Source organism: Myxococcus sp. CA051A (assembly GCF_013336705.1).
In the GTDB taxonomy this organism is placed as follows: domain Bacteria; phylum Myxococcota; class Myxococcia; order Myxococcales; family Myxococcaceae; genus Myxococcus; species Myxococcus llanfairpwllgwyngyllgogerychwyrndrobwllllantysiliogogogochensis.
This window is the reverse complement of record NZ_JABUMS010000001.1, coordinates 1321775-1345495: the sequence shown is the minus strand read 5'-3', so window position 1 is coordinate 1345495 and position 23721 is coordinate 1321775. Positions and strand designations below refer to the sequence as shown.

At 67.3% G+C, this 23721-nt stretch carries 10 protein-coding genes; 6 read left to right on the top strand and 4 right to left on the bottom strand.

Annotated elements, in window-relative coordinates:
* Positions 1–7 precede the first annotated feature (7 nt).
* The 6 genes from HUA74_RS05385 to HUA74_RS05360 all read left to right on the top strand — a co-directional run bounded on the left by HUA74_RS05385 (position 8) and on the right by HUA74_RS05360 (position 18417).
* Complete coding sequence (locus tag HUA74_RS05385) at positions 8–5575, top strand: type I polyketide synthase (RefSeq protein ID WP_174453627.1); 5568 nt, start codon at positions 8–10, stop codon at positions 5573–5575.
* Complete coding sequence (locus tag HUA74_RS05380) at positions 5572–12150, top strand: type I polyketide synthase (protein ID WP_174453626.1); 6579 nt, start codon at positions 5572–5574, stop codon at positions 12148–12150. Before HUA74_RS05385 ends, HUA74_RS05380 begins: the two co-directional genes overlap by 4 nt.
* On the top strand, positions 12147–13658 hold the full coding sequence (locus HUA74_RS05375) for a condensation domain-containing protein (RefSeq protein WP_174453625.1): 1512 nt from the start codon (positions 12147–12149) through the stop codon (positions 13656–13658). The genes HUA74_RS05380 and HUA74_RS05375 overlap by 4 nt, the downstream gene beginning before the upstream one ends.
* Positions 13655–14713 carry a Rieske (2Fe-2S) protein gene (locus HUA74_RS05370; protein ID WP_174453624.1) on the top strand — a complete coding sequence of 353 codons (1059 nt, stop codon included), beginning with the start codon at positions 13655–13657 and terminating at the stop codon, positions 14711–14713. The genes HUA74_RS05375 and HUA74_RS05370 overlap by 4 nt, the downstream gene beginning before the upstream one ends.
* Positions 14714–15165: 452 nt before the next feature.
* Positions 15166–16812, top strand: a complete 1647-nt coding sequence (gene ffh, locus HUA74_RS05365) for a signal recognition particle protein (RefSeq protein WP_174453623.1) — start codon at positions 15166–15168, stop codon at positions 16810–16812.
* Between the two features lie 246 nt (positions 16813–17058).
* On the top strand, positions 17059–18417 hold the full coding sequence (locus HUA74_RS05360) for an Ig-like domain-containing protein (protein WP_174453622.1): 1359 nt from the start codon (positions 17059–17061) through the stop codon (positions 18415–18417).
* Positions 18418–18454: 37 nt separating this feature from the next.
* Here the strand turns inward: HUA74_RS05360 and HUA74_RS05355 are convergent, their stop codons facing one another.
* The 4 genes from HUA74_RS05355 to gltJ all read right to left on the bottom strand — a co-directional run bounded on the left by HUA74_RS05355 (position 18455) and on the right by gltJ (position 23651).
* Positions 18455–19555 (bottom strand): TIGR04552 family protein, encoded by a 1101-nt coding sequence (locus tag HUA74_RS05355; RefSeq protein ID WP_174453621.1) that lies wholly within the window; start codon positions 19553–19555, stop codon positions 18455–18457.
* 120 nt (positions 19556–19675) lie between these two features.
* On the bottom strand, positions 19676–20164 hold the full coding sequence (locus HUA74_RS05350; protein ID WP_174453620.1) for a toxin-antitoxin system YwqK family antitoxin: 489 nt from the start codon (positions 20162–20164) through the stop codon (positions 19676–19678).
* 199 nt (positions 20165–20363) lie between these two features.
* A complete protein-coding gene (locus HUA74_RS05345; protein ID WP_254624890.1) occupies positions 20364–21281 on the bottom strand; it encodes a hypothetical protein in 918 nt (305 codons plus the stop codon).
* Positions 21282–21527: 246 nt separating this feature from the next.
* Complete coding sequence (gene gltJ / locus HUA74_RS05340; protein ID WP_174453619.1) at positions 21528–23651, bottom strand: adventurous gliding motility protein GltJ; 2124 nt, start codon at positions 23649–23651, stop codon at positions 21528–21530.
* Positions 23652–23721: the final 70 nt, after the last annotated feature.

Below are 23721 nucleotides of genomic sequence, written 5' to 3'. Positions count from 1 at the left end.
CAGACCCATGACGGTTTCCTCCCCTCCCCGCGAAGTCCCCACGCCGCTTCAACAGGCCGCCATCGCCCTGAAGGAGATGCGCTCGCGGCTGGACGCGCTCCAGGCGGTCCAGGAAGAACCCATCGCCATCGTCGGCATGTCCTGCCGCTATCCGGGCGGAGCCAATGACCCCGCCAGCTACTGGCGTCTGCTGCAGGAAGGGCAGTGCGCGACGCGCAAGGTGCCGCTGGAGCGCTGGGACGCGGACGCGCTCTATGACCCGGACCCCGACCGGTTCTGGAAGATGTACACGCGGTACGGCTGCTTCGTGGACCAGCGCATCGACCTGTTCGACGCGCCGTTCTTCAACATGTCGCCGCGCGAGGCGGCCATGTTGGACCCGCAGCAGCGCCTGTTGCTGGAGACGAGCTGGGAAGCGCTGGAGAACGCGGGCATCGCTCCGGACCGGCTGGGCGGCAGCGCCACCGGCGTCTACGTGGGCGTCATCACCGGCGACTACGGCCGAGTCCCCTTCCAGCGCATCGACCCGCCCGACCTGCCGTACATGGGCACGGGCAATGACATGAGCTTCGCCGCGGGTCGGCTCTCGTACGTGCTCGGCCTGCAAGGCCCGAGCATGGTCATCGCCACGGCCTGCTCCTCCACGCTGGCGACGACTCACCTGGCCTGCCAGGCCCTGCGCGCTCGCGAGTGCGACCTGGCGCTCTCCGGGGGTGTCAGCCTGATGGTGTTCCCGGACACCAGCATCGTCCTGTCGAAGATGCGCGCGACGGCGCCAGATGGTCGCTCGAAGACGTTCGATGCGTCGGCGGATGGGTTCGGCCGTGGCGAGGGCTGCGGGATGTTGGTGCTCAAGCGCCTCTCCGACGCCGTGCGCGCGGGAGACCCGGTGCTGGCGCTGGTGCGGGGCTCGGCCGTCAATCACGACGGACAGAGCGGCGGAATCACGGTTCCGAGCGGCCCGGCCCAGGAGAAGCTGCTTCGCAAGGCCCTGGCCTCGGGGCGGCTGTCGCCGCGCGACGTGGACTACCTGGAAGCCCATGGCACGGGGACGCCGCTGGGAGACCCGATAGAGGTCCGCGCCATCGACGCGGTCTTCGGTCCTGAGCGAGCGCCGGGCGCGCCGCTCCTCATCGGCTCGGTGAAGACGAACATCGGTCACCTGGAAGCAGCGGCCGGTGTCGCGGGCATCATGAAGCTGGTGCTCTCGCTCCAGAACGAGGAGCTCCCCGCGCACCTGCACTTCCGCACGCCGAACCCGCAGGTTGCGTGGGACCCGGCGCGCATCGCGGTGACGACGGAGCGCACGCCGTGGAAGCGCGGCACGCGGCCTCGCATCGCGGGCGTCAGCAGCTTCGGACTCTCTGGAGTCAACGCGCACGTCCTCATCGAGGAGGCCCCACTCGCTGTCACGCAGCAGAGAGTGCCGGAGACACCGGGACCCGGTCCCGAGCTGCTGGCGCTGTCCGCACGAAGCGAGGAGGCGCTGCAGGAGCTCACGCGGCGCTACCTCACCTGGAGGCAGGGGCCGGGCAAGGACGTTCCGCTGGCGGATGTCTGCTTCACGGCCGCGACGGGGCGCGCATCATTTCCGCACCGGCTGACGGTGCTGGCCTCCAGCGGAGCGCAGCTCGACGAGCGACTCCAGGCGTTCACCTCGGGTCAGCGGCCTTCAGGGGTGAGCGCGGGAGTGGTGCCCACGGGAAGGAAACCCCGGGTCGCATTCCTGTTCACGGGTCAGGGCTCGCAGTACGTCGGCATGGCGCGCGAGCTGTATGCCCATGAGCCCCGCTTCCGCGAGGTGATGGACCGGTGTGACGAACTGCTGCGCTCGCATCTGGGCGTCTCTCTCCTGTCGGTGCTCTACCCATCCGCGGGAGAGCCGGGTGACAGCACGTTGCATGACACGGCGTACACGCAGCCCGCGCTGGTGGCGCTGGAGGTGGCGCTCGCGGAGCAGTGGAAGCACTGGGGCGTCGAGCCCTCAGTGGTGATGGGACACAGCGTCGGGGAGATTTCAGCGGCGCATGTCGCGGGGGTGCTGTCGCTGGAGGACGCGCTCCTGCTGGCGGCGACGCGCGGAAGGCTGATGCAGGAGCTGCCACGCGTGGGGGGCATGTTGGCGGTACGCGCACCCGAGGAGCGAGTGGCGGCCCTCGTCGCCGCGCATCCCCGGGAGCTCTCCATCGCCGCGGTGAATGGGCCCACGGAAGTGGTCATCGCGGGCAGGAGCGAACGGCTTCGGGTCGTCGGGGAAGTCCTCCAGCGAGAGGGCGTGGAGGTCAAACCCCTGAACGTCTCCCACGCGTTCCACTCACCGCTGATGGAGCCGATGCTCGACTCCTTCGAGCGCATGGTGGCGAAGCTCCGACTGCGCCCACCCGAGCTGCCGCTCATCTCCAATCTCACCGGCGCCTTGGTGCGCGACGAGCCGACGACGCCGGCCTACTGGCGTCGCCATGTCCGGGAGCCCGTGCGTTTCGCGGCGGGCCTGCGTGCCCTGCACGCGAAGGGGGCGGACCTCATCGTGGAGCTCGGCCCCACCCCCGTGCTGCTCGGAATGGGGCGCACATGTCTGCCCGACGAGCGCCTGGTATGGCTGCCGAGCCTCCGCAACGGGCACTCGGACGTGGAGCAGATGCGCGCGAGTCTCGCGGAGCTCTGGGTGCGAGGAGCGTCGAGTGGGCTCACGGGGATTGCGACCCACGGCCGGCGCTCACGGGTGCCCCTGCCGAACCAGCCGTTCCAGCGCAAGCGCCACTGGATGAAGCTCAAGTCCGCGAGGAGCGAAGAAGAGCAGGCGCGGCATCCGCTGCTCGGACGAAGGCTGAACTCCGCGGCCCGGGTCATCCAGTTCGAGGGCGAGCTGAGCACCGAGTCTCCCGCCTTTCTCGCCGACCACCGCGTCTACGACTCGGTCATCGTTCCGGGTGCGACGTATCTGGAGATGGGCGTGGCCGCGGGCCAGGAGGTCTTCGGCCAGGGCGCGCTGAGTCTCGAGGACGTCCGCTTCCACAAGCCCGTGCGGCTGGAGGAAGGCGAGCCGCGCACGGTCCAGGTCCTCGTCACGCCGGACGACGGCGAGGGCGCGCGCAAGGGCACCTTCGAGGTGCACAGCCTGTCCGACGGAGCTTTCACCCTCCATGCCTCGGGGCGATTGTCTTCGACGGAGAAGCCCTCGGCCTCGCTGCATCAGGATGTCACGGTGCTCGCGAGGCGCTGCGCGGAGGAGGTCTCCGTCGCGGACTTCTACCGGCGCATCGGTGAGCACGGCATCGACTACGGGCCGCTGTGCCGGGCCGTCACGCGCTTCGGCCGAGGAGGACAGGAAGCCTTCGGACAGCTCACGCTTCCGGACGCGCTCGAAGCAAGCGAGCACGTGTTGCATCCCGTGCTGCTCGACGCTTGCTTCCAGGTCCTCGGCGCCGTGTTTCCCGAGGGGCCTCCAGGCAGCATCTACCTGCCCGTGGGAATCGGACAGCTGCGGGTCCACGACAAGCTGGGGCGCGAGGTCTTCGTCCACGCGCGACTCGATGGTGGGCCGGAGTTGGGGCAGCGCGTCCACACCGCGCACTTCACGCTCCTGGCGCCCGACGGCCGAGTCCTCGCGGAGCTGGAGCGACTGGAGTTCCAGCAGGCACCGCGTGAGGCCCTGCTCGGGAACTCGAAGCGGGTGCCGCGCGGTTGGATGTACGAGGTGGCGTGGCGTCCTCAGCCCCTGCCGCCCCCCACGGGCACGCCGCCTCGCGAGCGGTGGCTCATCGTCGGTGGCACGGCTGGACGGGCCACGGATATCGCACGCCGCCTGCGCGCCTTGGGGTCGGACTGCATCGTGGCCCTGCCAGGAGAAGCAACAGGCCCCGAGGACACCGGGACGCGACATGTGGACCTGACGCTCGCGGCAAACGCGAGGAGGCTGCTCACGGAGGCGGGGCCCTTCACGGGGATGCTCCACCTCGCGGCGCTGGACATGCGTGCGGCGCGAGACGGAGAGCCCGACACGTTCGCCCGGGACTATCGAAGCCTCCTGGGAAGCACGCTCCACCTCGTGCGAGCGGCGGCCGAGACAGGCGTCAGTCCCCGGCTGGTGCTCGTCACGAGAGGCGCCCAGGCGACGCAGGGAACCCCCCTTCCAACGCCCGTGCAGGCGTGTCTGTCCGGCCTGGGCAAGGCCATCGCGCAGGAGCACCCGGAGCTGCGGTGCCTGCGAGTGGACCTGGACCCGGCGCAAGGAACGGACGGGGTCGAGGCGCTCGTCGCGGAGCTCCAGCAACGCACACCCGAGGACGAGGTCTGCCTCCGAGGCGGCCAGCGACTCGTGTCGCGACTCGCGAGGAGCGCCGAGGCAGCGGAAGGCACCACGACGCTCAAGCTCCGTGGCGACGCGACGTACCTCGTCACGGGCGGGCTCGGCGGACTGGGCCTGAAGCTCGCGGGCCGCCTGGTGGAGCGTGGCGCCAGGAATCTGGTGTTGCTTGGCAGGCGCGCCCCCTCGTCTGAAGCGAGGGACAGCCTGCGCGAGTTGGAAGCACGAGGTGCGCGCGTCGTCACCTTGCAGGTCGACATCTCCGTGGAGGCACAAGTCACGGAGCTGCTCGCGCACCTCGCGAACACGATGCCTCCGTTGCGCGGCATCGTCCACGCGGCGGCGGTCCTCGACGACGGCATGCTGTTGCAGCAGGACCTGGAGCGCTTCGAGCGAGTGCTGGGCCCCAAGGCGCTCGGCGCGTGGCATCTCCACCGTCACACGTTGGGACAGCCGCTGGATTTCTTCGTCCTCTTCTCCTCGGTGGCCTCGCTGCTGGGGCAGTCAGGGCAGGCCAGCTATGTGGCCGCCAACGCCTTCCTCGACGCGCTGGCGCATCACCGTCATGCGTCGGGCCTGCCGGCGCTCTCCATCAACTGGGGCCCCTGGTCCGAGGTGGGCGTGGCCGCGACGGAACGGGTGATGGAGCGAGTCCGCCGCATGGGCGTCACCCCCATCAGTCCCGAGCAGGGGCTCGCCGCCTTCGAGCAACTGCTGGGTCAGCGAAGGCCCCAGGTGGGAGTCGTGGCCATCGGCTGGCAGTCGATGGGGCGGCTCGCCGCGGCGCCGTACTTCTCGGAGCTCGCGGGAGTGACACCCACGGGCGGAGCGACGGGCGCGGACTTCCTGCGCCGCTTCGAGAGCGCGCCTCCCGGTGACAAGCCTCGACTCCTGCGGGAGCACATCGCCTCGGTGGCGACGCGGGTGCTCGGGCTGGATGCGAGCCGTCCGTTGGACCCGGAGCAAGGCCTCTTCGAGGCGGGCATGGACTCGCTGATGGCGACGGAGCTGCGCAACGCGCTCCAGCGGACGCTGGGTCGCTCGCTGCCGGTGAGCCTCATCTTCGACCACCCGAGTGTCCAGGCCCTATCGAATCACCTCGCGCGCGAGCTGGTGCCCGCCCCCGAGGCGCAGGAGGTGTCCGCGGCCCCGCGAGACGCCGAGCTCGAATCGTTCTTGATGGAGGTCAATCAGATGTCCGAAGCCGATGTGACCGCGGCGCTCGCCGCCGGGCGGTCCAACGAAGCAGGGCCCCGAGGTGACCGATGAACGCGCATGAACTGGCCCAGATGAGCGCGACGCAGCTCGCGTATGCCGCCAAGCAGCTTCGCAACAAGATGGGGCTCGTCCCCGCGGAACCCATCGCCCTCGTCGGTATGGGCTGCCGCTTCCCTGGGAACGTGGACAGTCCGGAGGCGTACTGGGAGCTGCTCGCGGCGGGGCGCGACGCCGTCACCGAGGTGCCCTCGGACCGCTGGAGCCTGGACGCGCTCTACTCGCCCGTCCCCGGCACGCCGGGGAAGATGTACACGCGGCATGGCGCCTTCGTGAACCAGGTGGACCGGTTCGACCCGCTGTTCTTCGGCATCTCTCCGCGTGAGGCGGTGCTGATGGACCCGCAGCAGCGTCTGCTCCTGGAGACGAGCTGGGAAGCGCTCGAACACGCGGGGCTCTCGCCGTCGAGACTGAGGGGCACGGCCACCGGTGTGTTCGTGGGCATCATGCACCGCGACTACGCCTACCTGGTGCACGCCTCCGGCGAGATTGACTCGCACACCGGCTCGGGCACGGGCCTGAGCGTGGCGGCGGGACGCATCGCCCACCTGCTCGCGCTGGAAGGTCCCACGCTCGTGGTGGACACGGCGTGCTCGTCCTCGCTGGTGGCCTTGCATCTGGCTTGTCAGAGCCTGCGCAACGGAGAGACCGACGTGGCGCTGGCCGCGGGCGTCAACCTGATGCTCTCGCCGATGAGCACCATCGTCGAATGCCAGATGCGGATGCTCTCCGCGGAGGGACACTGCAAGACCTTCGACGCCAGGGCGGACGGCTTCGTGCGGGGCGAGGGCTGCGGCGTCGTGGTGCTCAAGCGCTTGTCGGACGCGCTCGCGGACGGTGACGAAGTCATCGCGGTGCTTCGAGGCTCCGCCGTCAATCACGACGGCCACAGCAGCGGTCTGCTGGTGCCCAACGGCAGCGCCCAGGAGCGAGTCATCCGCTCCGCGCTCCGCAACGGTGGCGTGGAGCCCTCGCAGATCGACTTCGTGGAGGCCCACGGCACGGGGACGGCGCTGGGCGACCCCATCGAGGTCGAAGCGCTGGGCCGCGTCTTCCAGGACGAGCGGCACCGCGAGGAGCCGCTGCTCATCGGCTCGGTGAAGACGAACATCGGGCACACGGAAATCGCGGCCGGCATGGCGGGGCTGATGAAGGCCGCGCTGAGCCTCCAGCACCGGCAGATTCCCAAGAACCTGCACTTCCAGACGCCGAACCCGGAGATTCGCTGGAACGAGCTGCCCGTATCCGTCGTCACGGAGCGGCGCGGCTTTCCCGGCGGCCCTCGGAACTTCGTGGGGGTGAGTTCGTTCGGCTACAGCGGGACGAACGCCCACGTGGTGCTGGAGGCCGCGCCCATCACCGAGAAGCGCGCCACGCCCTCCGAACCGGGACGAGAACACGTCCTGGTCCTCTCGGCGAAGACCGCCTCGGCGCTGTCGACACTGGCCGGGAGCTACACGACCCACCTGACGAGGAACGCGGAGCAGGACGTCTCCGACGTGTGTCACAGCGCGACCGCGAGCCGTTCCACGATGCCCTACCGGCTCGCCGCCGTCGCCACCTCGGGTGACGAACTGCGAGCACAGCTCCAGGCATTCTCGAATGGCAATCCCATCGACGGGCTCATCGTCTCCGAGGAGGCCGCGTCGCGCGCCGCGCAGGTCGCCTTCCTCTTCAGCGGACAGGGCTCGCAGCACCTGGGCATGGGGAGGGAGCTGTACACACGAGAGCCGGTGTTCCGCGCGGCAATGGACCGGTGCGCGAGCATCCTGGCACCGCATCTTCCGAAGCCCCTGCTGGAGGTGCTGTTCGCCGAGGAGGGTAGCGGCTCACCTCTGGAGCAGGCGGTATTCACCCAGCCCGCCATGGTGGCGCTGGAGGTGTCCCTGGCCGAGCAGTGGAAGGCCTGGGGCGTGGAGCCCTCCGTCGTGGTGGGGCACAGCCTGGGGCAGTACGCGGCCGCGTGCGTGGCGGGCGTCATCAGTCTTGAAGACGTGCTGCCGCTGGTCGCCCTGCGTGGACGACTGATGCATGAGCTGCCACCGGGGGGCGAGATGGCCTCGTTCCTCGCGCCCTACGCGAAGGTGGCGGCGGCCATCGAGCCCTATCGCGAGCGACTGTCCATCGCGGCCATCAATGGCCCCACGAGCACGGTCATCTCCGGTGCGAGTGAAGCCGTCAACGCGGTGGTGGAGGCCCTGGCGGCGGAGGGAATCCAGGCGAAGAAGCTCAACGTCTCGCACGCGTTCCACTCGCCCCTGATGCATCCGATGGTCGACCGCTTCCGCGAGCACCTCTCCCGGGTGCGGCTCAACACGCCGAGGCTGCGCATCGTCTCGGACATGACGGGCCAGCTCGTGGAGGGTGAGCTGTCGGAGCCGGACTTCTGGTGCCGGCACCTGCTCCAGCCCGTCAACTTCGCGCGAGCGGTGGAGTCCATCCACGCGTTGGGTGTGCGGAACTTCGTGGAGGTGGGCCCCGCGAGCGTGCTGCTCGGCCTCGCGCAGCGGTGCATTCCGGAGGACGGCGAGTCACGCGAGTGGCTTCCGTCGCTGCACACGGGCATGGGGAACCGTCGACGGATGCTGGAGAGCCTGGCCACGCTCCACACGCGCGGCGTCCCCGTCGACTGGTCGCAGGTACACGGGAAGACGTCTCGTGGGCGGGTGCGCCTGCCCACCACGCCCTTCGAGCGCGAGCGCTACTGGGTGGAGACAGGTCCAGAGACTGCTGGCGCGCAGCCTCTGCCCTCCCAGGCGGGAGTGCTCCATCCGCTGCTCGGCCGGCGCGTCGAGCTGGCGGGTTCGAACGATGTGCGCTTCGAGGGAGCGCTCGGCGCCAGGGAGCCCTTCTTCCTCGACCACCATCGCGCGGCGGGCACCGCGCTGTTGCCGGCGGCGGCCCATGTCGAGCTGGCACTGGCCGCGGGTCGCTTCTCCAACATGGCGGGTGAGAAGCCGCTGGAGCTGCTCCAGCTCACCTTCGAGCGGCCCGTCGCCCTGCCGGAGAAGGGCGCCGTCGTCCTCCAATCGACGCTGGTGAAGGAGGAGGGAGCGACGCAGGTCCTCAAGGTGTTCATGCGTCGGGAGCAAGACCGGGTCACCACCTGGGAACAGGTGGCCACGGGGCGACTCGGAGCGGCGTCACCGTCGAAGGCGGCGGGCGAATCCCTGGCGTCCCTGCGAGCGCGGATGACGGAGGCCATCGCGCCCTCGGACTACTACGCGCATCTGGCCAGCGGAGGGCTGGTGTACGGGTCGATGTTCCAGGCACTCCAGGCCATGTACGGCCAAGAGGGCGAGGCCCTCGTGCGCATCGTCCTGCCGGAGGGACTCAAGCTGGAGCCGTACACCGTGCATCCAGTGATGTTGGACGCGTGCTTCCAGGCGCTGGGCGTGACGTTCCCCAAGCGCAAGGACGTGCCCTATCTCCCCGCCGGTGTCGAAGGGCTCCGACTCCACGCGCCGATGGAGCGAGAGGTCTGGGCAAGCCTCCAGCGTCGCCAGGAAGGCGTGGAGGCGATTGCATCGCTTCGAGTGTTCAGCACGGATGGGCGACTGCTCGCGGAGGCGGAGCGACTGCGCTTCCGTCAGGTCCGACTGGAGGCGTTGCTGGGCCAGGGTGACAAGCTGCTCGAGGAGTGGCTCTACGCACTCGAATGGCACCCCGCCCTGCCCCATGGGCGCCGCGTGCCCCCATCCTGGATTCCCACGCCGAACTCGCTGCGTGACGCGGTCCTCCCTCAGTTGGAGGCCTTGTCCGGCCGCGAAGACCTGGCGGCCTACGGCGTGTTCCTCCAGGAGCTGGAGTCGCTGTGCGTCCCCTACGTGCTCCAGGCCATGGAGCGGCTGGGCTGCGACCTCACGCCGGGCACGAGCTTCAAGGCGGATGAGCGTGCCGCGCGGCTGGGAGTCGTTCCACTGCACCAACGGCTGTGGCGGCGACTGCTCGAGATGCTCACCGAGGAAGGCCTGCTGCGAGCCACGGGAGAGACACTGGAGGTCGTCACCTGTCCGGCGCCCATGGACGTCGCGGCGCGCATGGCGTCCCTGGCGGAGCGTTACCCGGCGCATCGCTCGGAGCAGGCGTTGGTGCAGCGTTGCGGCGAAGGACTCGCGGAGGCCCTTCGGGGGCGCTGCGACCCGCTGGAGTTGCTGTTCCCCAAGGGAGACATGGAGGTCGCGGCCAGCCTGTACCGTGACTCGCCCGGCCCTCGGGAGCTCAACGCGCAGGCGAAGACTGCGCTCGCGCAGGCTGTCTCGCGATTGCCCGCGGAGCGCACCATCAGGGTGCTGGAGATTGGCGCCGGCACCGGTGGCACGACGGCCCTGCTGTTGCCCGAGCTGCCCGCGGAGCGCACCGAGTACGTCTTCACGGACATCTCACCGCTCTTCCTCCAGCGCGCCGCGCAGGAGTTCCGCGCGCATCCGTTCGTGACGTACCGGACGCTGGACATCGAGAAGGACCCGGCCACCCAGGGCTTCGAGGCCGGCGGCTTCGACATCATCGTCGCGGCCAACGTCCTGCACGCCACGGAGAGCTTGAAGGAGACGCTGAGAAACGCGCGTCGGCTCCTGGCGCCCTCAGGGATGCTGCTCATCGTCGAGGCCACGTCCAAGCGGCGCTGGGTCGACCTCACGTTCGGCCTGACGTCTGGCTGGTGGCGTTACACGGACACAGACCTGCGCCCCACGCACCCACTCATTTCGAGCGCGGGGTGGAAGACGCTGTTCGCGCAGGAGGGCTTCTCCACGAGCGCGGCGCTGGCGAAAGAGGAGCACGAAGCCAGTCTCCAGGCGGCGGTCATCCTGGCTCGACTGCCCGACGAGGACGCGCGCGCCAGCCGGCGTCAGTGGCTCATCGTCGCGGACGCGCGAGGCACGGGGTACAGGCTGGCCGAGCGACTGGAAGCCCGAGGCGAGCTGTGCGCGGTGATCTCCGGCACGGGGGCCACCGTCGCGGACTTCACCCAGCTGTTGAAAGAGCTCGCAATCACGCAAGCCCCCACGCACGTCGTCCACCTCACGAGCCTCGACTCCTCGGGACCGGACGACATGGCGCAGCTCGATTTGGAGGCGGCGTACCGCAATGGTTGTGGCAGCGCGCTCGACCTGCTCCAGGCGCTGCTGGCCACGCGGCTCTCACCCGCGCTGAGCTTCGTCACCCGGGGCGCGCTCGACGTGCTGGGGGATGGAGCCCCGGGCGTCGCGCAGTCACCGCTGCACGGCCTCGGGCGAGGCATCGCGATGGAGTACCCCAAGCTGGGAGGCACGGTCATCGACCTGGACCCTCGGCGCGATGACCTGGAAGGGCTGGTGACCGAGCTGCTCTCGGAGCGCTCCGACGAGCAGGTCGCCTTCCGGGACGGCATCCGGCGCGTGCCTCGCGTCATGCGGCATTCGCGGATGGAGTCGGAGGTGCCCTTCCAGTGCCGTGAAGATGGGACGTATCTCATCACGGGCGGACTCAACGGACTGGGCCTGCTCACGGCCCGACTGCTCGTGGAGCGTGGGGCCCGTCACCTCCTGTTGCTTGGACGCGGGGCCCCGACAGCGGCGGCCTCGGAGCAGCTCCAGGAGCTGGAGAGCGCGAATGTGCGCGTCGTGGTGGCCCGCGCGGATGTGTCGCAGGAAGACGCGCTTGCCAGGGCCCTGGTGTCGGGGCTGGAGGGCATGCCTCCGTTGAGAGGGGTCATCCACTCCGCGGGAGCGCTCGACGACGGCATCCTCGAGCAGCAGACGCACGCGCGCTTCAAGAAGGTGTTCGCGGCGAAGGTGCTCGGCTCGTGGAACCTGCATCGACTGACGCTGGGACAGCCGCTGGACTTCTTCGTCCTCTACTCGTCCATCGCCTCGCTGCTGGGGAACAGCGGTCAGGCGAACCACTCCGCGGCCAACACGTTCCAGGACGCGCTGGCCCATTACCGACGCGCCAAGGGCCTGCCCGCGCTGACCATCAACTGGGGCGCCTGGTCGGAAGTGGGAGCCGCGGCGAACGAGCGCGTCCAGGAGCGACTCGCCGACCGGTGGATGAATCCCATCCGTCCGGCCCAGGGGCTCGCCGTCCTGTCGTCGCTGCTCTCGGCGAGCGCCGCGATTCAAGTGGCGGTCATGCCCATCGCCCGAGGTGGCTTCGAAGTGCAGGGCGCGGTGCCGCTCTTGCTGTCCGCGCTCGTCGCACGGGAGGGCGGTGGTGGTGCGAAAGCCTCGGCGCGGGACGACGCATTGCTCCGCAAGCTCTCGGAGGTCTCCCCCGTGGAGGCTCGCCGGCTGCTGGTGACCGAGCTGCAGAAGCGGCTGTCCAAGGTGCTGCGCATCAAGAATCCATCGCGGCTGGCGCCCGAGCGGCCCCTCACCGAGCTGGGTCTCGATTCGCTGATGGCCATCGAGCTGAAGAACCACCTGATGAATGCGCTGGGCGTGGACCTGCCCATCGCGAAGTTCATCGACGGCGCCAGCCTCCAGGAACTGGCGGAGCTCACCCAGCAGCAGCTCACCGTCAATCAGCTCGCGTCGACGCAGGCGCTGACGGCGGACTCCACGCCGGGAATGAGTGAGCTGACCCTATGAACCTGGAGCAGCTCCTCTCCAGCCTCACGGAGCGCCACGTCCAGCTCTGGGCGGAGGGGCAGCAACTGCGCGTCCGAGCAAAAGAGGGCGTCGTGGACGCGACGCTCCGCTCGGCGCTCGTGGAGCACAAGCCGCGCTTGCTGGAGCTGCTTCAGCAGGCGCGGGGGGCGCCGGAGTCCATTCGACTGGAGCCCTTGCCTCGAAACGGGCCACCGCCGCTGTCTCTCACCCAGGAGCGTCTGTGGCGCGCCGAGGTGAGGGAGCCGGACCTCGCTCCGGCCCACATCGCCACCTTCGCCATGCGGCTGGAGGGGCCGCTCAACCGGGATGCGCTCACGCGTGCCGTGGCGACGCTCGTCGAGCGCCACGAGGTGCTGCGGACGACGTTCGAGCTCCGGGGAGACACCCCCGTCCAGGTCATCGCGCCACCGGGGTCTACCGCAATGGAGCCCGTGGACCTGTGCGCGCTCGACGCCGAGGCGCAGCAGGAAGCACTTCGCCGCCTCCTTCACGACGAGCATCGGCGGCGAATCGACCTGGCCCGAGGCCCGCTGTTCCGAGCCTGGCTCCTGCTCCTCTCCGAGCAGCACCATGTGATGGTGCTGATGATGCACCACACGGTGGTGGACGGCGCATCCCGGGGAGCGCTGGTGCATGAGCTGACGGTGCTCTATGCGGCCTTCCTCGCGGGCGAGCCCTGTCCATTCGCTCCCCTGCGACTCCAGTACGCGGACTACGCGCGCTGGCAACGGCGATGGGTCCAGGAGGAGGTCCTTCCACGACAGCTCGGGTACTGGAAGCAGCAGCTTGCGGCCCCGCCGCCTCGGCTGGAGTGGCCCACGCGCTCGAAAGGAATGGAGCAGCGGCGCTACCACGGTGGCTCCGTCGACTTCAGCGTGGAGCACGAGGTCGTCGAGCGACTACGGGTGGTGGGACAGCAGGCGGGCAGCACGCTCTTCATGGTGCTGCTGTCCTCGCTGTACGTGCTCCTCGCGCGAGCCTGTGGCCAGCGAGACCTGCTCATCGGCACGCCCGCCGCACATCGGGGCCACACGGACCTCGAGCCGCTCGTCGGGACGTTCATCAACACACTGGCGCTGCGCCTGCGCCCCGAGGGCGCACCGAGCTTCCTGGAGCTGCTCGCGCATGCACGAGCCGTGGCGCTCGGCGCCTATGCCCATCCCGACGTTCCGCCCGAGGCCATTGGAGGCCCGACGCCCAACGTGATGCTCGTCCTGAAGGGCGTCGCGCCCCAACCCGAGCTGTCCGCGCTCGAGGCGACCCCCTTGGCGCTCGCGCACGACACGGCGCTGCTCGACCTCACGTTGTATCTGGAAGAGACCCCGACGGGGCTGCGTGGAGAGCTCATCCACGACAGCGACCGAATCGACGCGGACACCGTCATCGGCTGGGCCCGAGAACTCCAGGCCCTGCTGCGCGCCTTCGCCGAGGACCCACGGCAGTCAGTCTTTCCCCACCCCCACCGCCACCCCCAGAGGAACCCATGACGGCATTGATGCGCCCCGCCACCGAACCCGCAGTGCGCGACTCGCGGCCCATCCTCGAAGGCCCCGGCATCGGCTATCACCAGAACTGGTATGCCGTCTGCCTTTCGAGGGAACTCAAGCCCGGCAAGATTGTCGGCCGTGGGTTCCTGGATGGAAAGGTGATTGCCTTTCGAGGGAAGAACGGCAAGGCGCAGGTGATGAGCGCCTATTGCAGTCATATTGGCGCGGACCTGAGCATCGGCGACGTGATTGGCGACGAGGTGCGCTGCCCTTTCCACCATTGGCAGTACAACCAGGAGGGCGTCTGTACCCACATCCCCGTGGGCTGCAAGATTCCCGACCGCGCCCGCATCCAGACTTTTCCCACGGCGGAGAAGTGGGGAATGGTCTGGGCCTTCAACGGCGAGAAGCCGCTTTTCGACGTGCCGGGCGTGCGCGGCTACGAGGAGGGCGACCTGCTGTACGGCGTCAAGGTGCATGAGGCGGGCTTCCCCGTCCCACCCTGGGTGATGGTGTGCAACTCCCACGACTACCAGCACCTGCACACGCTGCACGAGCTGGGCATCATCGAGGGGCCCATCAACATGAACAGCTCGGACTACGTCCTCGAGCACGACGTCCACTACACCACCCGTGATGGGTTGAAGGTGGAGAACTGGAACCGGGTGACAGGCACCAACACGTTCTCCGCCATCTCCCGCACGCCCTCGGGCCCCATCTTCGGCATGTTCACCGGCACGCGCATCCCAGGGGGTGGAACGCGGGCCTACCTGCTCGCCGGAGTGCCTCGAAAGGAAGGCAAGAACAAGGGCCGGCCGCCGACCCGCACGGAGCAGTTCGCGCTCGTGAGCGGCACCATGATGAGCTTCCTCAAGGACGCGCCGCGCTTGCTGCGTGCCGCGAAGTTCATGCAAGCCTTCCTCGATGACGACGAGGGTGTCCTACAGACCATCCAGTTCCGCCAAGGGGTGATGGTCGAAGCGGACAAGACACTGCTCGGCTTCCTCAAGTACGTCCGCGAGTACCCCAAGGCGGACCTGCTCTCCGCCGCCTGAGCACCAGGCCCCTGGCTCGTCCAGGCGCGACCGTGAGGCGGAGGGATGGACTTCGCCCCTCCGCTCGGCGGCGCACCTGGCCCAGGGCGAGTCCCGCCTCGCGACGGCTGGGCTCCGGAACGCGCCCCCTTGCCCCCCAGTCCTGCATCCGGGCGACAGGGACAACCGCCTTCGCGCGGGAGGAACTCCCCAAGGGACTCGGTGTATCCGCGCCTGCCCGAAGGGTGGAGGCTCGGTCCGGCGGACCCGGGGGCACTTCCCCATGGGGTCCCCGGTGGGTGCCTTCCGGGGGCCAGGGATGCGCCAACCCCTCAAGAGCGTTGATGAATTCGGGGTCCGTGCTCCAGGCCGCCCCGGGCGGGCGGGGCCGGGTGCCCGGCTCTCCACTCTTCGACGTCCGGGATGCGCTCCACGGTCGCATCCCACCTTCCCCCTGTTATAAAGCGCCCCCCATGCTTGAGACCGTCACCAAGGGCTTCCGCGCCGCCAAGAACCGCCTCGCCGGCAAGAGCGAGCTCACCCCCGAGCTGGTCGACGAGTCGCTGCGCGACATCCGCGTCTCGCTGCTCGAGGCCGACGTCGCCTTCGATGTGGTGAAGAAGTTTGTCGCCCGCGTCCGCGAGAAGGCCGTGGGCGAGCTCGTCCAGACGACCATCACCGATGCCTCGGGCCAGAAGCGCAAGGTCAGCCCGATGGACCACTTCATCAAGATCTGCCACGACGAGCTCGAGGCGCTGATGGGGCCGGTCGACACGAGCCTGAACCTCAAGCCGAAGGGGCAGCTGTCCGGCATCATGATGGTGGGCCTCCAGGGCTCCGGTAAGACGACGACCGCCGGCAAGCTCGCCAACCGGCTGCTTCAGCAGGGGCGCAAGCCGCTGCTCGTCGCCGCGGACATCTACCGTCCCGCCGCCGTGGATCAGCTCAAGGTGCTGGGTGAGCGGCTCAAGGTGCCCGTCTACCACGAGCCCGGCGTGCAGCCGCCCGAGCTGGCCAAGCGAGGTTATGCCGCCGCTCGCGAGCAGAAGTGCGACGTGGTGATCATCGACACCGCCGGTCGGCTCGCCATCGACGAAGCGCTGATGAACGAGCTGGAGTCCATCAAGACCAACGTCCACCCGGACAACATCCTCCTGGTGTGTGACGCGATGATTGGTCAGGACGCGGTGCGCACCGCGGCCGAGTTCGACCGGCGACTGAGCCTGGATGGCTTCATCCTGACGAAGCTGGACGGCGATGCTCGCGGCGGCGCGGCGCTCTCCATCAAGGAAGTCACCGGCAAGCCCATCAAGTTCCTCGGCATGGGCGAGTCGATGGACAAGCTGGAGGAGTTCCGCCCGGAGGGCCTCGCCGGTCGCATCCTCGGGTTCGGCGACATCGTCGGCCTGATGAAGGACTTCGAGAAGGTCGTCGACGAGAAGAAGGCCGAGGACGACGCGCGCAAGCTCCTGTCCGGCCAGTTCTCGATGAAGGACTTCGTCGAGCAGATCCGCATGGTGCGGAAGATGGGTCCGCTCAAGGACCTGCTGGAGAAGTTCCCCCTCTTCGGCGACCTGACCGACCAGCTCAACCCGGACGAGAAGGAGCTGACCAAGATTGAGTCGATGTACGACTCGATGACGGAGAAGGAGCGCCTGCGTCCGGACCTCATCAACTCCAGCCGGATTGGCCGCATCGCGAAGGGCAGCGGTCGCAAGCCGGAGGACGTGCGCGAGCTGCTTCAGAAGTTCGGGATGATGCAGCAGGTGATGGGGACCATTGGCCAGAACCCGGGCCTCCTCGGCCGAATCCCTGGCTTCAAGCAGTTGGGTCAGCTGTCGCAGATGCGGAACATGGACCTCTCCAGCATGTTTGGTGGGGACCCCAAGATGATGGAGAAGATGATGAGCGGCGGCATGCCCGGCATGGGGATGCCCATGCAGTTGCCGCAGGTGGCCCCTGGCTACACGCCTCCCATGGGGCAGGCCGCCATGGCGAAGGCCCGCCTCATGGGCTACGCCCCGCCCGCCGCGAGTGGGAAGCCCGAGGACCGCGACGCCATCAAGGAGCGCCGCAAGCGGGAGAAGGACAACAAGAAGAAGAACCGGAAGAAGAAGTAGGACCGAGGCCTCGAGGTCCACGACGGTGAAGCCCGTGCTGCTCGGAGGAGTCCGAGAGGCGCGGGCTTCTCGTTTCACGGGGTGTGGCGGTTCGCGGGATGGAGGTCCGGGATGGCGGACGGGCTGCCGTGAGGGCAACTGGCCAGCTCACGCGGGCCTGACGCGGCCGTGATAGGCATCTGGGTGCCGGGCCAGGCACTCGTGACTGTGCCTGGCTGTGGAACGCCCTCTGCACTGACGCCCTTCATGACGAACCGACTTCGCCTCTCCGTCCCCCTCGCCGCCGTCGTCCTGCTTTTGGGGTGCATCGATGTTCCGGACATCGTGGACCCGCCAGATGCGGGCCAGCCCCCCGCCGATGCCGGCCAACAACAGGATGGAGGAGGCACGCCTGACGCCGGGCCTGCCGATACGCTCCCACCAACCATTCGGACGACAACACCGCTAGGAGGAGCCACTCAGGTTTCCATCCATACGGGCCTGGTGCTGACGTTCTCCGAAACGATGAAGCAGAGCAGCGTTCGAGTCACGCTCCAGCCAGAGCACCCTCTCGGCAACCCAGCCTGGAGCCTTCAAGGCACGATGCTCACCGTGGGAGTCGCCTCTCCCCTGAGTGAAAACACTCTCTATACAGTCACGGTCGTCGGCGAGGACCTTGTTGGCAATGCCTTGAGCGGGACTCATTCACTCTCATTCACTACAGAAGGCCCTGCCCCCGACACAACTCCACCGACGGTCTTGTTCACGACACCCGTGAATGGAGCCATTGGAGCTGGCCGGAACACGCTTCTCGAAGTCGTATTCTCGGAACCCATGGAAAGAGGATCCGTCGAAACGGCATTCGCGATTCTATCGCCTGCGGGCTTCAATACCGGCACGTTCGCATGGAATGCAGCGTCAACGGTGATGACATACACCCTGCCCTCGAGCCTTGCTCATGGAACGAACCTCCACTGGCAAGTCACGGCCACGGCGCGTGACGTCGCGGGGAATCCACTGGTGGAAACCTTGAGTCGAAACTTCCGGACCATGCGTCAGGCGATCACGACCTTCGACTTCGATCTCAGGACTAGCGGTCCCTTGTCGGCTCCAGATTTCTCGCGACAGACCTCCTTCTACAATGGGGCCAACGTCGGCGACTGGTCAGGCGACCTCAGTTATCGGCTGTTCTTGGGCTTTCAAATGACCAGTCTTCCAGAAGAACTCGTTTTCATCCGCCAAGCACAAATCAAATGGTGGGCGACTGGTCAGCGCGGCGACCCTTATGGGAAGCTCGGACGGCTCCTCCTTGAACCTGTGGATGTTGGCGAGGAACTCCCGACTAGTTTCGATTTCGATCCGCGACTCGAAGCTGCCTACCATTCTCAGCCCCTCTCCTCTGGAATCCCCGTTCCCTCTGACTCACTCGGCCGCCCCGGAAGAATCGATGTCACCGCTGTGGTAGCTCAGGATTGGGCAAACCGTGCAACTCGAAACAAGCGAACCCAGTATCGGCTTCGCTTCGAGATTGGGACAAATAACGACGGAAATGTCGACAGCATCGATTCAAATGTCGAGGAAGATCCCAAGTTGGCTGAACTGGAAGTCACTTACGAGTATCCGTAAGCGCAGAGAAGCAATGTTGCCCGACGAGCGGGAGGGTTCAGCCTTGCCGCTTCGGGACAACCAAGCCCTGGCTCAATCGCTTCAGCACGCGCTTCTTCTGACGGCGCTTGTATGACTCGTGAGAGTTCTCACCCAGTTCGTTCTGATGGGCGGTCTCCGCATCGACAATCTGGAACTCCACGAGAGAGATAACCACGCGGCCCTTACGCGGCCGCGTGTCTTCTTCAGGGAGCGGCAGATAGGCATCCATCCGCACGGGAATATCGACCACGAAATTAAGCGCCCGGTAACTGCTACCAGAGAACATGTTCCCTCCTCGGTCCTCCCGGTCCTCATAGTTCCGGTCCAAGTGGAGGTTGGAGGTGAACTGCTCAAAGTGAGGGTGTTCCTCAAGCACTCCCTTGAAGGGGAGTAGCGTGTTTTCAGTCTGCCCCGGCACCACGAGGTGAAAGGGGAACAGTCGCTGCGTGAGGTAATACAGCACGGGCAAGAGGTCGTCGCGTGAGCGGGTTACGATGCGAAATCGAGTGCGGTCATAAACCTGGGCTGCAACCGTCTCCTTCTTCGCCAGGAGCTTCGTGACCAGCGAGTCCTGCGTCTTGATGGAGTGCGCGAACTCCACAATCGGAAGGCCCTTTGCCTGCATCTCCTGGGCGACACCGAGGACCTTCTCCATCACCAACTCAGCCAGCTCTGCCTCCGAAATCGCAAGGCGGAAAAGAAGGTCTCGACCTTCGATATGCTGGATGACGTGCATCACCTTCAGGACGACACACGCAATACGGCGGTGCCTAGCATTGCCCTTCGCGCCCGAGGCCAAGAGAAAGAGATCGTGGATCTCTTCGGGCTTTGCGACCGCATCTGCCACCCGGTAATTAAAGGTCTTGCGCAGGTACGCCACCGCCTCCGCCAACACGAGGCGGGCCCAGTCCTCGTCATAAGGGCGGGAGACATCGAGTTGGCAGAGGCGCAGGAATCGGTCGACCTCATCACGAACCTGGAAGTGCATTCGTCTCCAGTCGATGACCGAGCCCCCTCGTAGGATGAGGCGGATGCGCTCAAGCTCGCGCAGCCCCATCTCCGCGACAGTGCGAACAGGGATGTCCGGGAGAACGGGGGTTAGCGAAGGAGCCTTCACGCCTGAGCTTCCTAGCCGAGCAGCACGATTCGGGAAAGTCCCTTGGGAGCAACAAGAAAGGCCCTCGCTCCAGAAGGAGGCGAGGGCCTTTCGAGTCAGGCAGGAACGAATCTGTCAGGACTACTTCGAGGCCATCGGCTTTCCAGCCTCATAACGGAGCTCAGAGACCTTCTGACCGTCTGCGGTGTAGGTCGCCTCAACCCCTTCGCGCAGGCCCTTCACCCACGTCTGCTCCATCTTCTTGGCGCCGTTGGGATGAAACTGAACCCTCTGACCATGGTAGTCGTTGTTCACGAACTGGGTCTCCCCCGTCTTCACACCGTTCGTGTCGTAGAAGGTCCAGTGGCCCGTGCGGAGCCCATCCTTGTACTGACCCTCCGACTGCTTCTGTCCGTTGGCCCAGAAGTCCACATAGGGCCCATGGTGGGAGCCCTTGTCATCCCCCGACGACTTCACGCAGAAGACGCCAAGGTCCTTGCTCACCCGCGTCCCCTTCTGAAGGGTTCCCGCAGGGCAGTTGAGGCGCACCTCGCGGCCCACGGAGGTGTCCTCGGCCATGGCATGGGAGGCGGCAAACGTCACACACAGGGCAACAATACGGAAAGACATCTCTTTCTCCTTCTCACGTGGCAACGGGTAACTGGAGCACCGTCCCTCATTCAAACGAGCGACTGAGCACCTTATTCACTCTCGCGCCGTGCGCCTGCGGGAGTGCGCCTCGACTGCCACAATTCACCAGAGACGCATGAAGCCCCATCCCGAACAGGAATGGGGCCTCACGTGATTCAGGCTCTGTGCTGCCAGAAAGCTAGCGGTTCAACTGGGCGCAAATCTCATTGCCATCGGTGAAGTAAAGGCCGATCGACAACGTCGTCGAGGCGGAGTCGACGCAGAAGTTCATGGTGAAGTCCGCGTTCTTCCCACCGTTCGACGTCGAGTACTCAGAAGGACGAATGGTCTGGATGCCATCCAACTGGCTGCCATTGACGCGCACGTAGAACAGGCCGGGCAGACCGCTGACCTGCCCCGGGAAGGTCGCCGTGCCAGTCGCAGGCTGGTACGCGCGGACGCGAGCCTTGACTGTGGTGAGGCCCGTAGCGCAGAAGCTGTCCGTGCCCCAGGACGTCCTGGTGATGTCGTAGATGATCGGACCCGTGTCCGAGATGGTCCAGACGGGCTGCTTGCCACCCTGGGCAGGCGTGAAGTTCGCGCAGGTAGGCGCCGGAACCTCGGTGCACGTGCCGCTGCTGCAGAACTGGCCGTACTGGCAGGTGCTCTGGCCGGTGCCCGTGCAGGTGCCGCCCGTGGTGTCGTCCTCTTCGCACTGGCCGGACGCCGTGTCGCACACGCGACCGGTGCCGCAGTCATCGTTCGAGTCGCACTTCGGCACGCAAACAGTGTCCAGGTCGGAGCAGACCAGGTCGGTCGACTCGGAGTCCGTGCCACCATTGCAGAGCACGTCCGTGGAGCACTGGCAGATCCGCGTGTTGGCCTGGGTGCTCGTACCACCCAGGGGCGCGCACGTCTTGGCGGTGTCCGGACAGTCGGAACCAGACTCACACGTCGTCACACAGACACCCGCGGACGGGTGGCAGATCTCCGTGCCCGCGCAGTCATCGTTCGAGGTGCAGCCCTGGCCGCCCGTGTCGTCGTCACCGCAACCGGCCATCAAACCGCTCATCGCGCCCAGCGCCGTGAGCACCAGCATCATCTTGCGAAGCTGCATGTTGAGAATCCCTCCGTGAGTCTGCTTGGAACGTCTCTCTGGGGGCCTCCGGCCACTGACTTCAGACCCCGACGTCCATGCGAGCGGCTCGGCTTTAGTCCCGCCCGTCCTGACGTGTCAACGAGTGTCGACACGCCCACTGACGCTCGGCCTTCGAGGAAATTCAGCCCTCACGAAAGCGAACACTCACATCGGACCCAGGCGTGACCCACGTGTCGCACTGGACCCGGAAACACCCTCGCCCACTCAGAAGGTGAACGGGAAGTCGATGGGCTCGCCCTGCTTCTTGTGACGAGGGAAAGCCCAGCTCTTGATGAGCCCCGAAATGCAGCTCGCCATGTACGTGGTGCGGTACTCATCCGTCTTGCACGTGACATTCGCAGTCTTGCCACTCGTCTGGATGGTCCACCGCATCACCAGCTTGCCACTCAACATCGGGTCCTTCTTCTTCTGCTCGTTCACGCACTTCACGATGGCGGGCTTGTTGTTCAGCACCACCTCCATGATGTCGGAACGCTGAAGGGTATCGCGCACACCACCGCCCCCAGGCTCGGGAGGGATGTAGGCGGTCGGCGGCCGGTTCTCGCTCGGCTTCGGCTCGCTCTTCGGCTTCTTCGTGCCGAACAGCTCGTCGAAGTCGTCGCTGTCACCCTCGCTCGCCGCGGGCTTCTCCGCGCGCGCCACCGGCCGCTCCTCCGGCTCTTCCCTGCGACCCGCAGCGGAGGAACCATTGTTCTTCCGGGGCGTCGTCCGTTCCACCTTCGCCACGGCGGAGTCGAGTGGCTTCGCCGTCTCCACGGGAGGCGTGGGCGACACCGGAGCCTGTGCGACCGCTGGAGGCGTCGCCACGGGCGGCGGAGTCGCAGCGGGCTGCGCAGGCGTCCCCGCGGCAACGGCCGGGTTCGCCTCAGGCGTTCCAGCAGCGACAGGCGGAGGCGTTGGCGTCGCAGCCGCCCCCGCGACCACCGGAGGCGGTTGGACCGGCGCGGCCACGGGCGGCGGATTCACGGGAGCCGCGACCGGCGGAGGAGTCGCCGCCGCGACAGGCGGTGAGGCCACCTGCGAGGTGGCCGGAGCCTCGACCTTGCTATCCCCCTTCATGGTGAACGCAAGCACGCCACCACCGAGCCCCAGCACCCCGACGGCGATGCCCACCATCAGGCCCATCCGATTCTTGCCACCCTGCGAAGTCCCGCCCTGCTGCGCATACGTGGGCGCATAGCCTGCGGGCGAATACTGCGCGGGACCGGGCTGCGCATACGGCGCGGGCTGCTGCCCATAGGGCATCTGCGAGGGCTGCCCGTAGGGCGCCATCGCCTGTTGCGGGTAGGGCTGCTGCGCCTGAGGGGGCGCCATCTGCGCCGCCATGGCCGCGCTCGCGCCCATCAGCGACGGCGAAGACACCGGCTCGGGCGGAGGCATGGGAACGTCGAGCAACCTCGACTGGGACACGGGCTCCCGGCCCAATGGCGGCGCGGGCGTCGGCGGAGGCTTGGAGAACGCGTCGTTCTCCTCCTTCACCAGCGAGGCCAGCACGCTGGCCGCGGAGGGCTTCCAACCCGAGGGGGCCTCTGAAGAAGCGGACGGCGGCGGGGCACTGTCGCCCTTGGAGGCCTTGCCCGCGCTGAACGCCGACTGCACCGGCCCGGGCTGGACCGTGGGCGAAGAGCCCGACACCGGCTCCGGCGCGACGATGGTCGGCTTCGACGGACGCGGGGCCAGCACCGACGCCAGCTCCGCCGTTTCCGACAGGGGAATCCAATCGCTGAAACCGGAGCGCCAGCACAGGCTGTCCGGTCCCACCTCCCCGCGGTCCCACGCGTCCTTCACCTTCTCGACGGAGAGCGGTCCCACCTGCTTCTCGTCGATGGCCACGTACCAGTCGTGAGAAGAAGCCGGGGCCTTCGCCTCGTCCTTGTCGGGCTCGTCCTCGGCCTCGGCCAGCTTGCGCACGTTCTCCGCCGTGGCGTCGCGCGCCGCGGCCTCTCCGACGGATTCACCCGCCGGAATCTTGTGCGTGCCAGAGCTGAGGACCTGGTCGAACACCGCTCCAATCTCGTCCTCCTCCACGTCCGTGAAGAGCCCGCCCTCCGGCGGAGTCCCCAGCGTGGCGGGCAACGAGGACGAGGAGGACGACGACGACTCGGCCTCCTTGCTCGGGGTGCTCGGAGTGCTCGCGCCGTTCGAGGCGGAGGCAGGGGCGGAAGAAGTCGCGGGCTCCGACGGGGAATCCTTCCCCGCCGCGGCGCCCGCTGGGCGCACGGTGATGGTGTGGCCGCACTTCTTGCAACGAACCTTGACCCCCTTCGGGCCCACTTTGTCGTCGCTGATCATGTACTGCGCGCGGCAGCTGTCACAGACGAAACGCATCTCTTCCGCAAGCCTCGGAAATGACGGGAGAAATCCCGTCGGAATCGTAGAAGTGGCCACCGAAGGGGTC

Excerpts from the sequence above, each read along its gene's own strand:
- HUA74_RS05385 (WP_174453627.1), top strand. The coding sequence starts at position 8 with ATGACGGTTTCCTCCCCTCCCCGCGAAGTCCCCACGCCGCTTCAACAG.
- HUA74_RS05380 (WP_174453626.1), top strand. The coding sequence starts at position 5,572 with ATGAACGCGCATGAACTGGCCCAGATGAGCGCGACGCAGCTCGCGTAT.
- HUA74_RS05375 (WP_174453625.1), top strand. The coding sequence starts at position 12,147 with ATGAACCTGGAGCAGCTCCTCTCCAGCCTCACGGAGCGCCACGTCCAG.
- HUA74_RS05370 (WP_174453624.1), top strand. The coding sequence starts at position 13,655 with ATGACGGCATTGATGCGCCCCGCCACCGAACCCGCAGTGCGCGACTCG.
- ffh (WP_174453623.1), top strand. The coding sequence starts at position 15,166 with ATGCTTGAGACCGTCACCAAGGGCTTCCGCGCCGCCAAGAACCGCCTC.
- HUA74_RS05360 (WP_174453622.1), top strand. The coding sequence starts at position 17,059 with ATGACGAACCGACTTCGCCTCTCCGTCCCCCTCGCCGCCGTCGTCCTG.
- HUA74_RS05350 (WP_174453620.1), bottom strand. The coding sequence starts at position 20,164 with ATGTCTTTCCGTATTGTTGCCCTGTGTGTGACGTTTGCCGCCTCCCAT.
- HUA74_RS05345 (WP_254624890.1), bottom strand. The coding sequence starts at position 21,281 with ATGCAGCTTCGCAAGATGATGCTGGTGCTCACGGCGCTGGGCGCGATG.
- gltJ (WP_174453619.1), bottom strand. The coding sequence starts at position 23,651 with ATGCGTTTCGTCTGTGACAGCTGCCGCGCGCAGTACATGATCAGCGAC.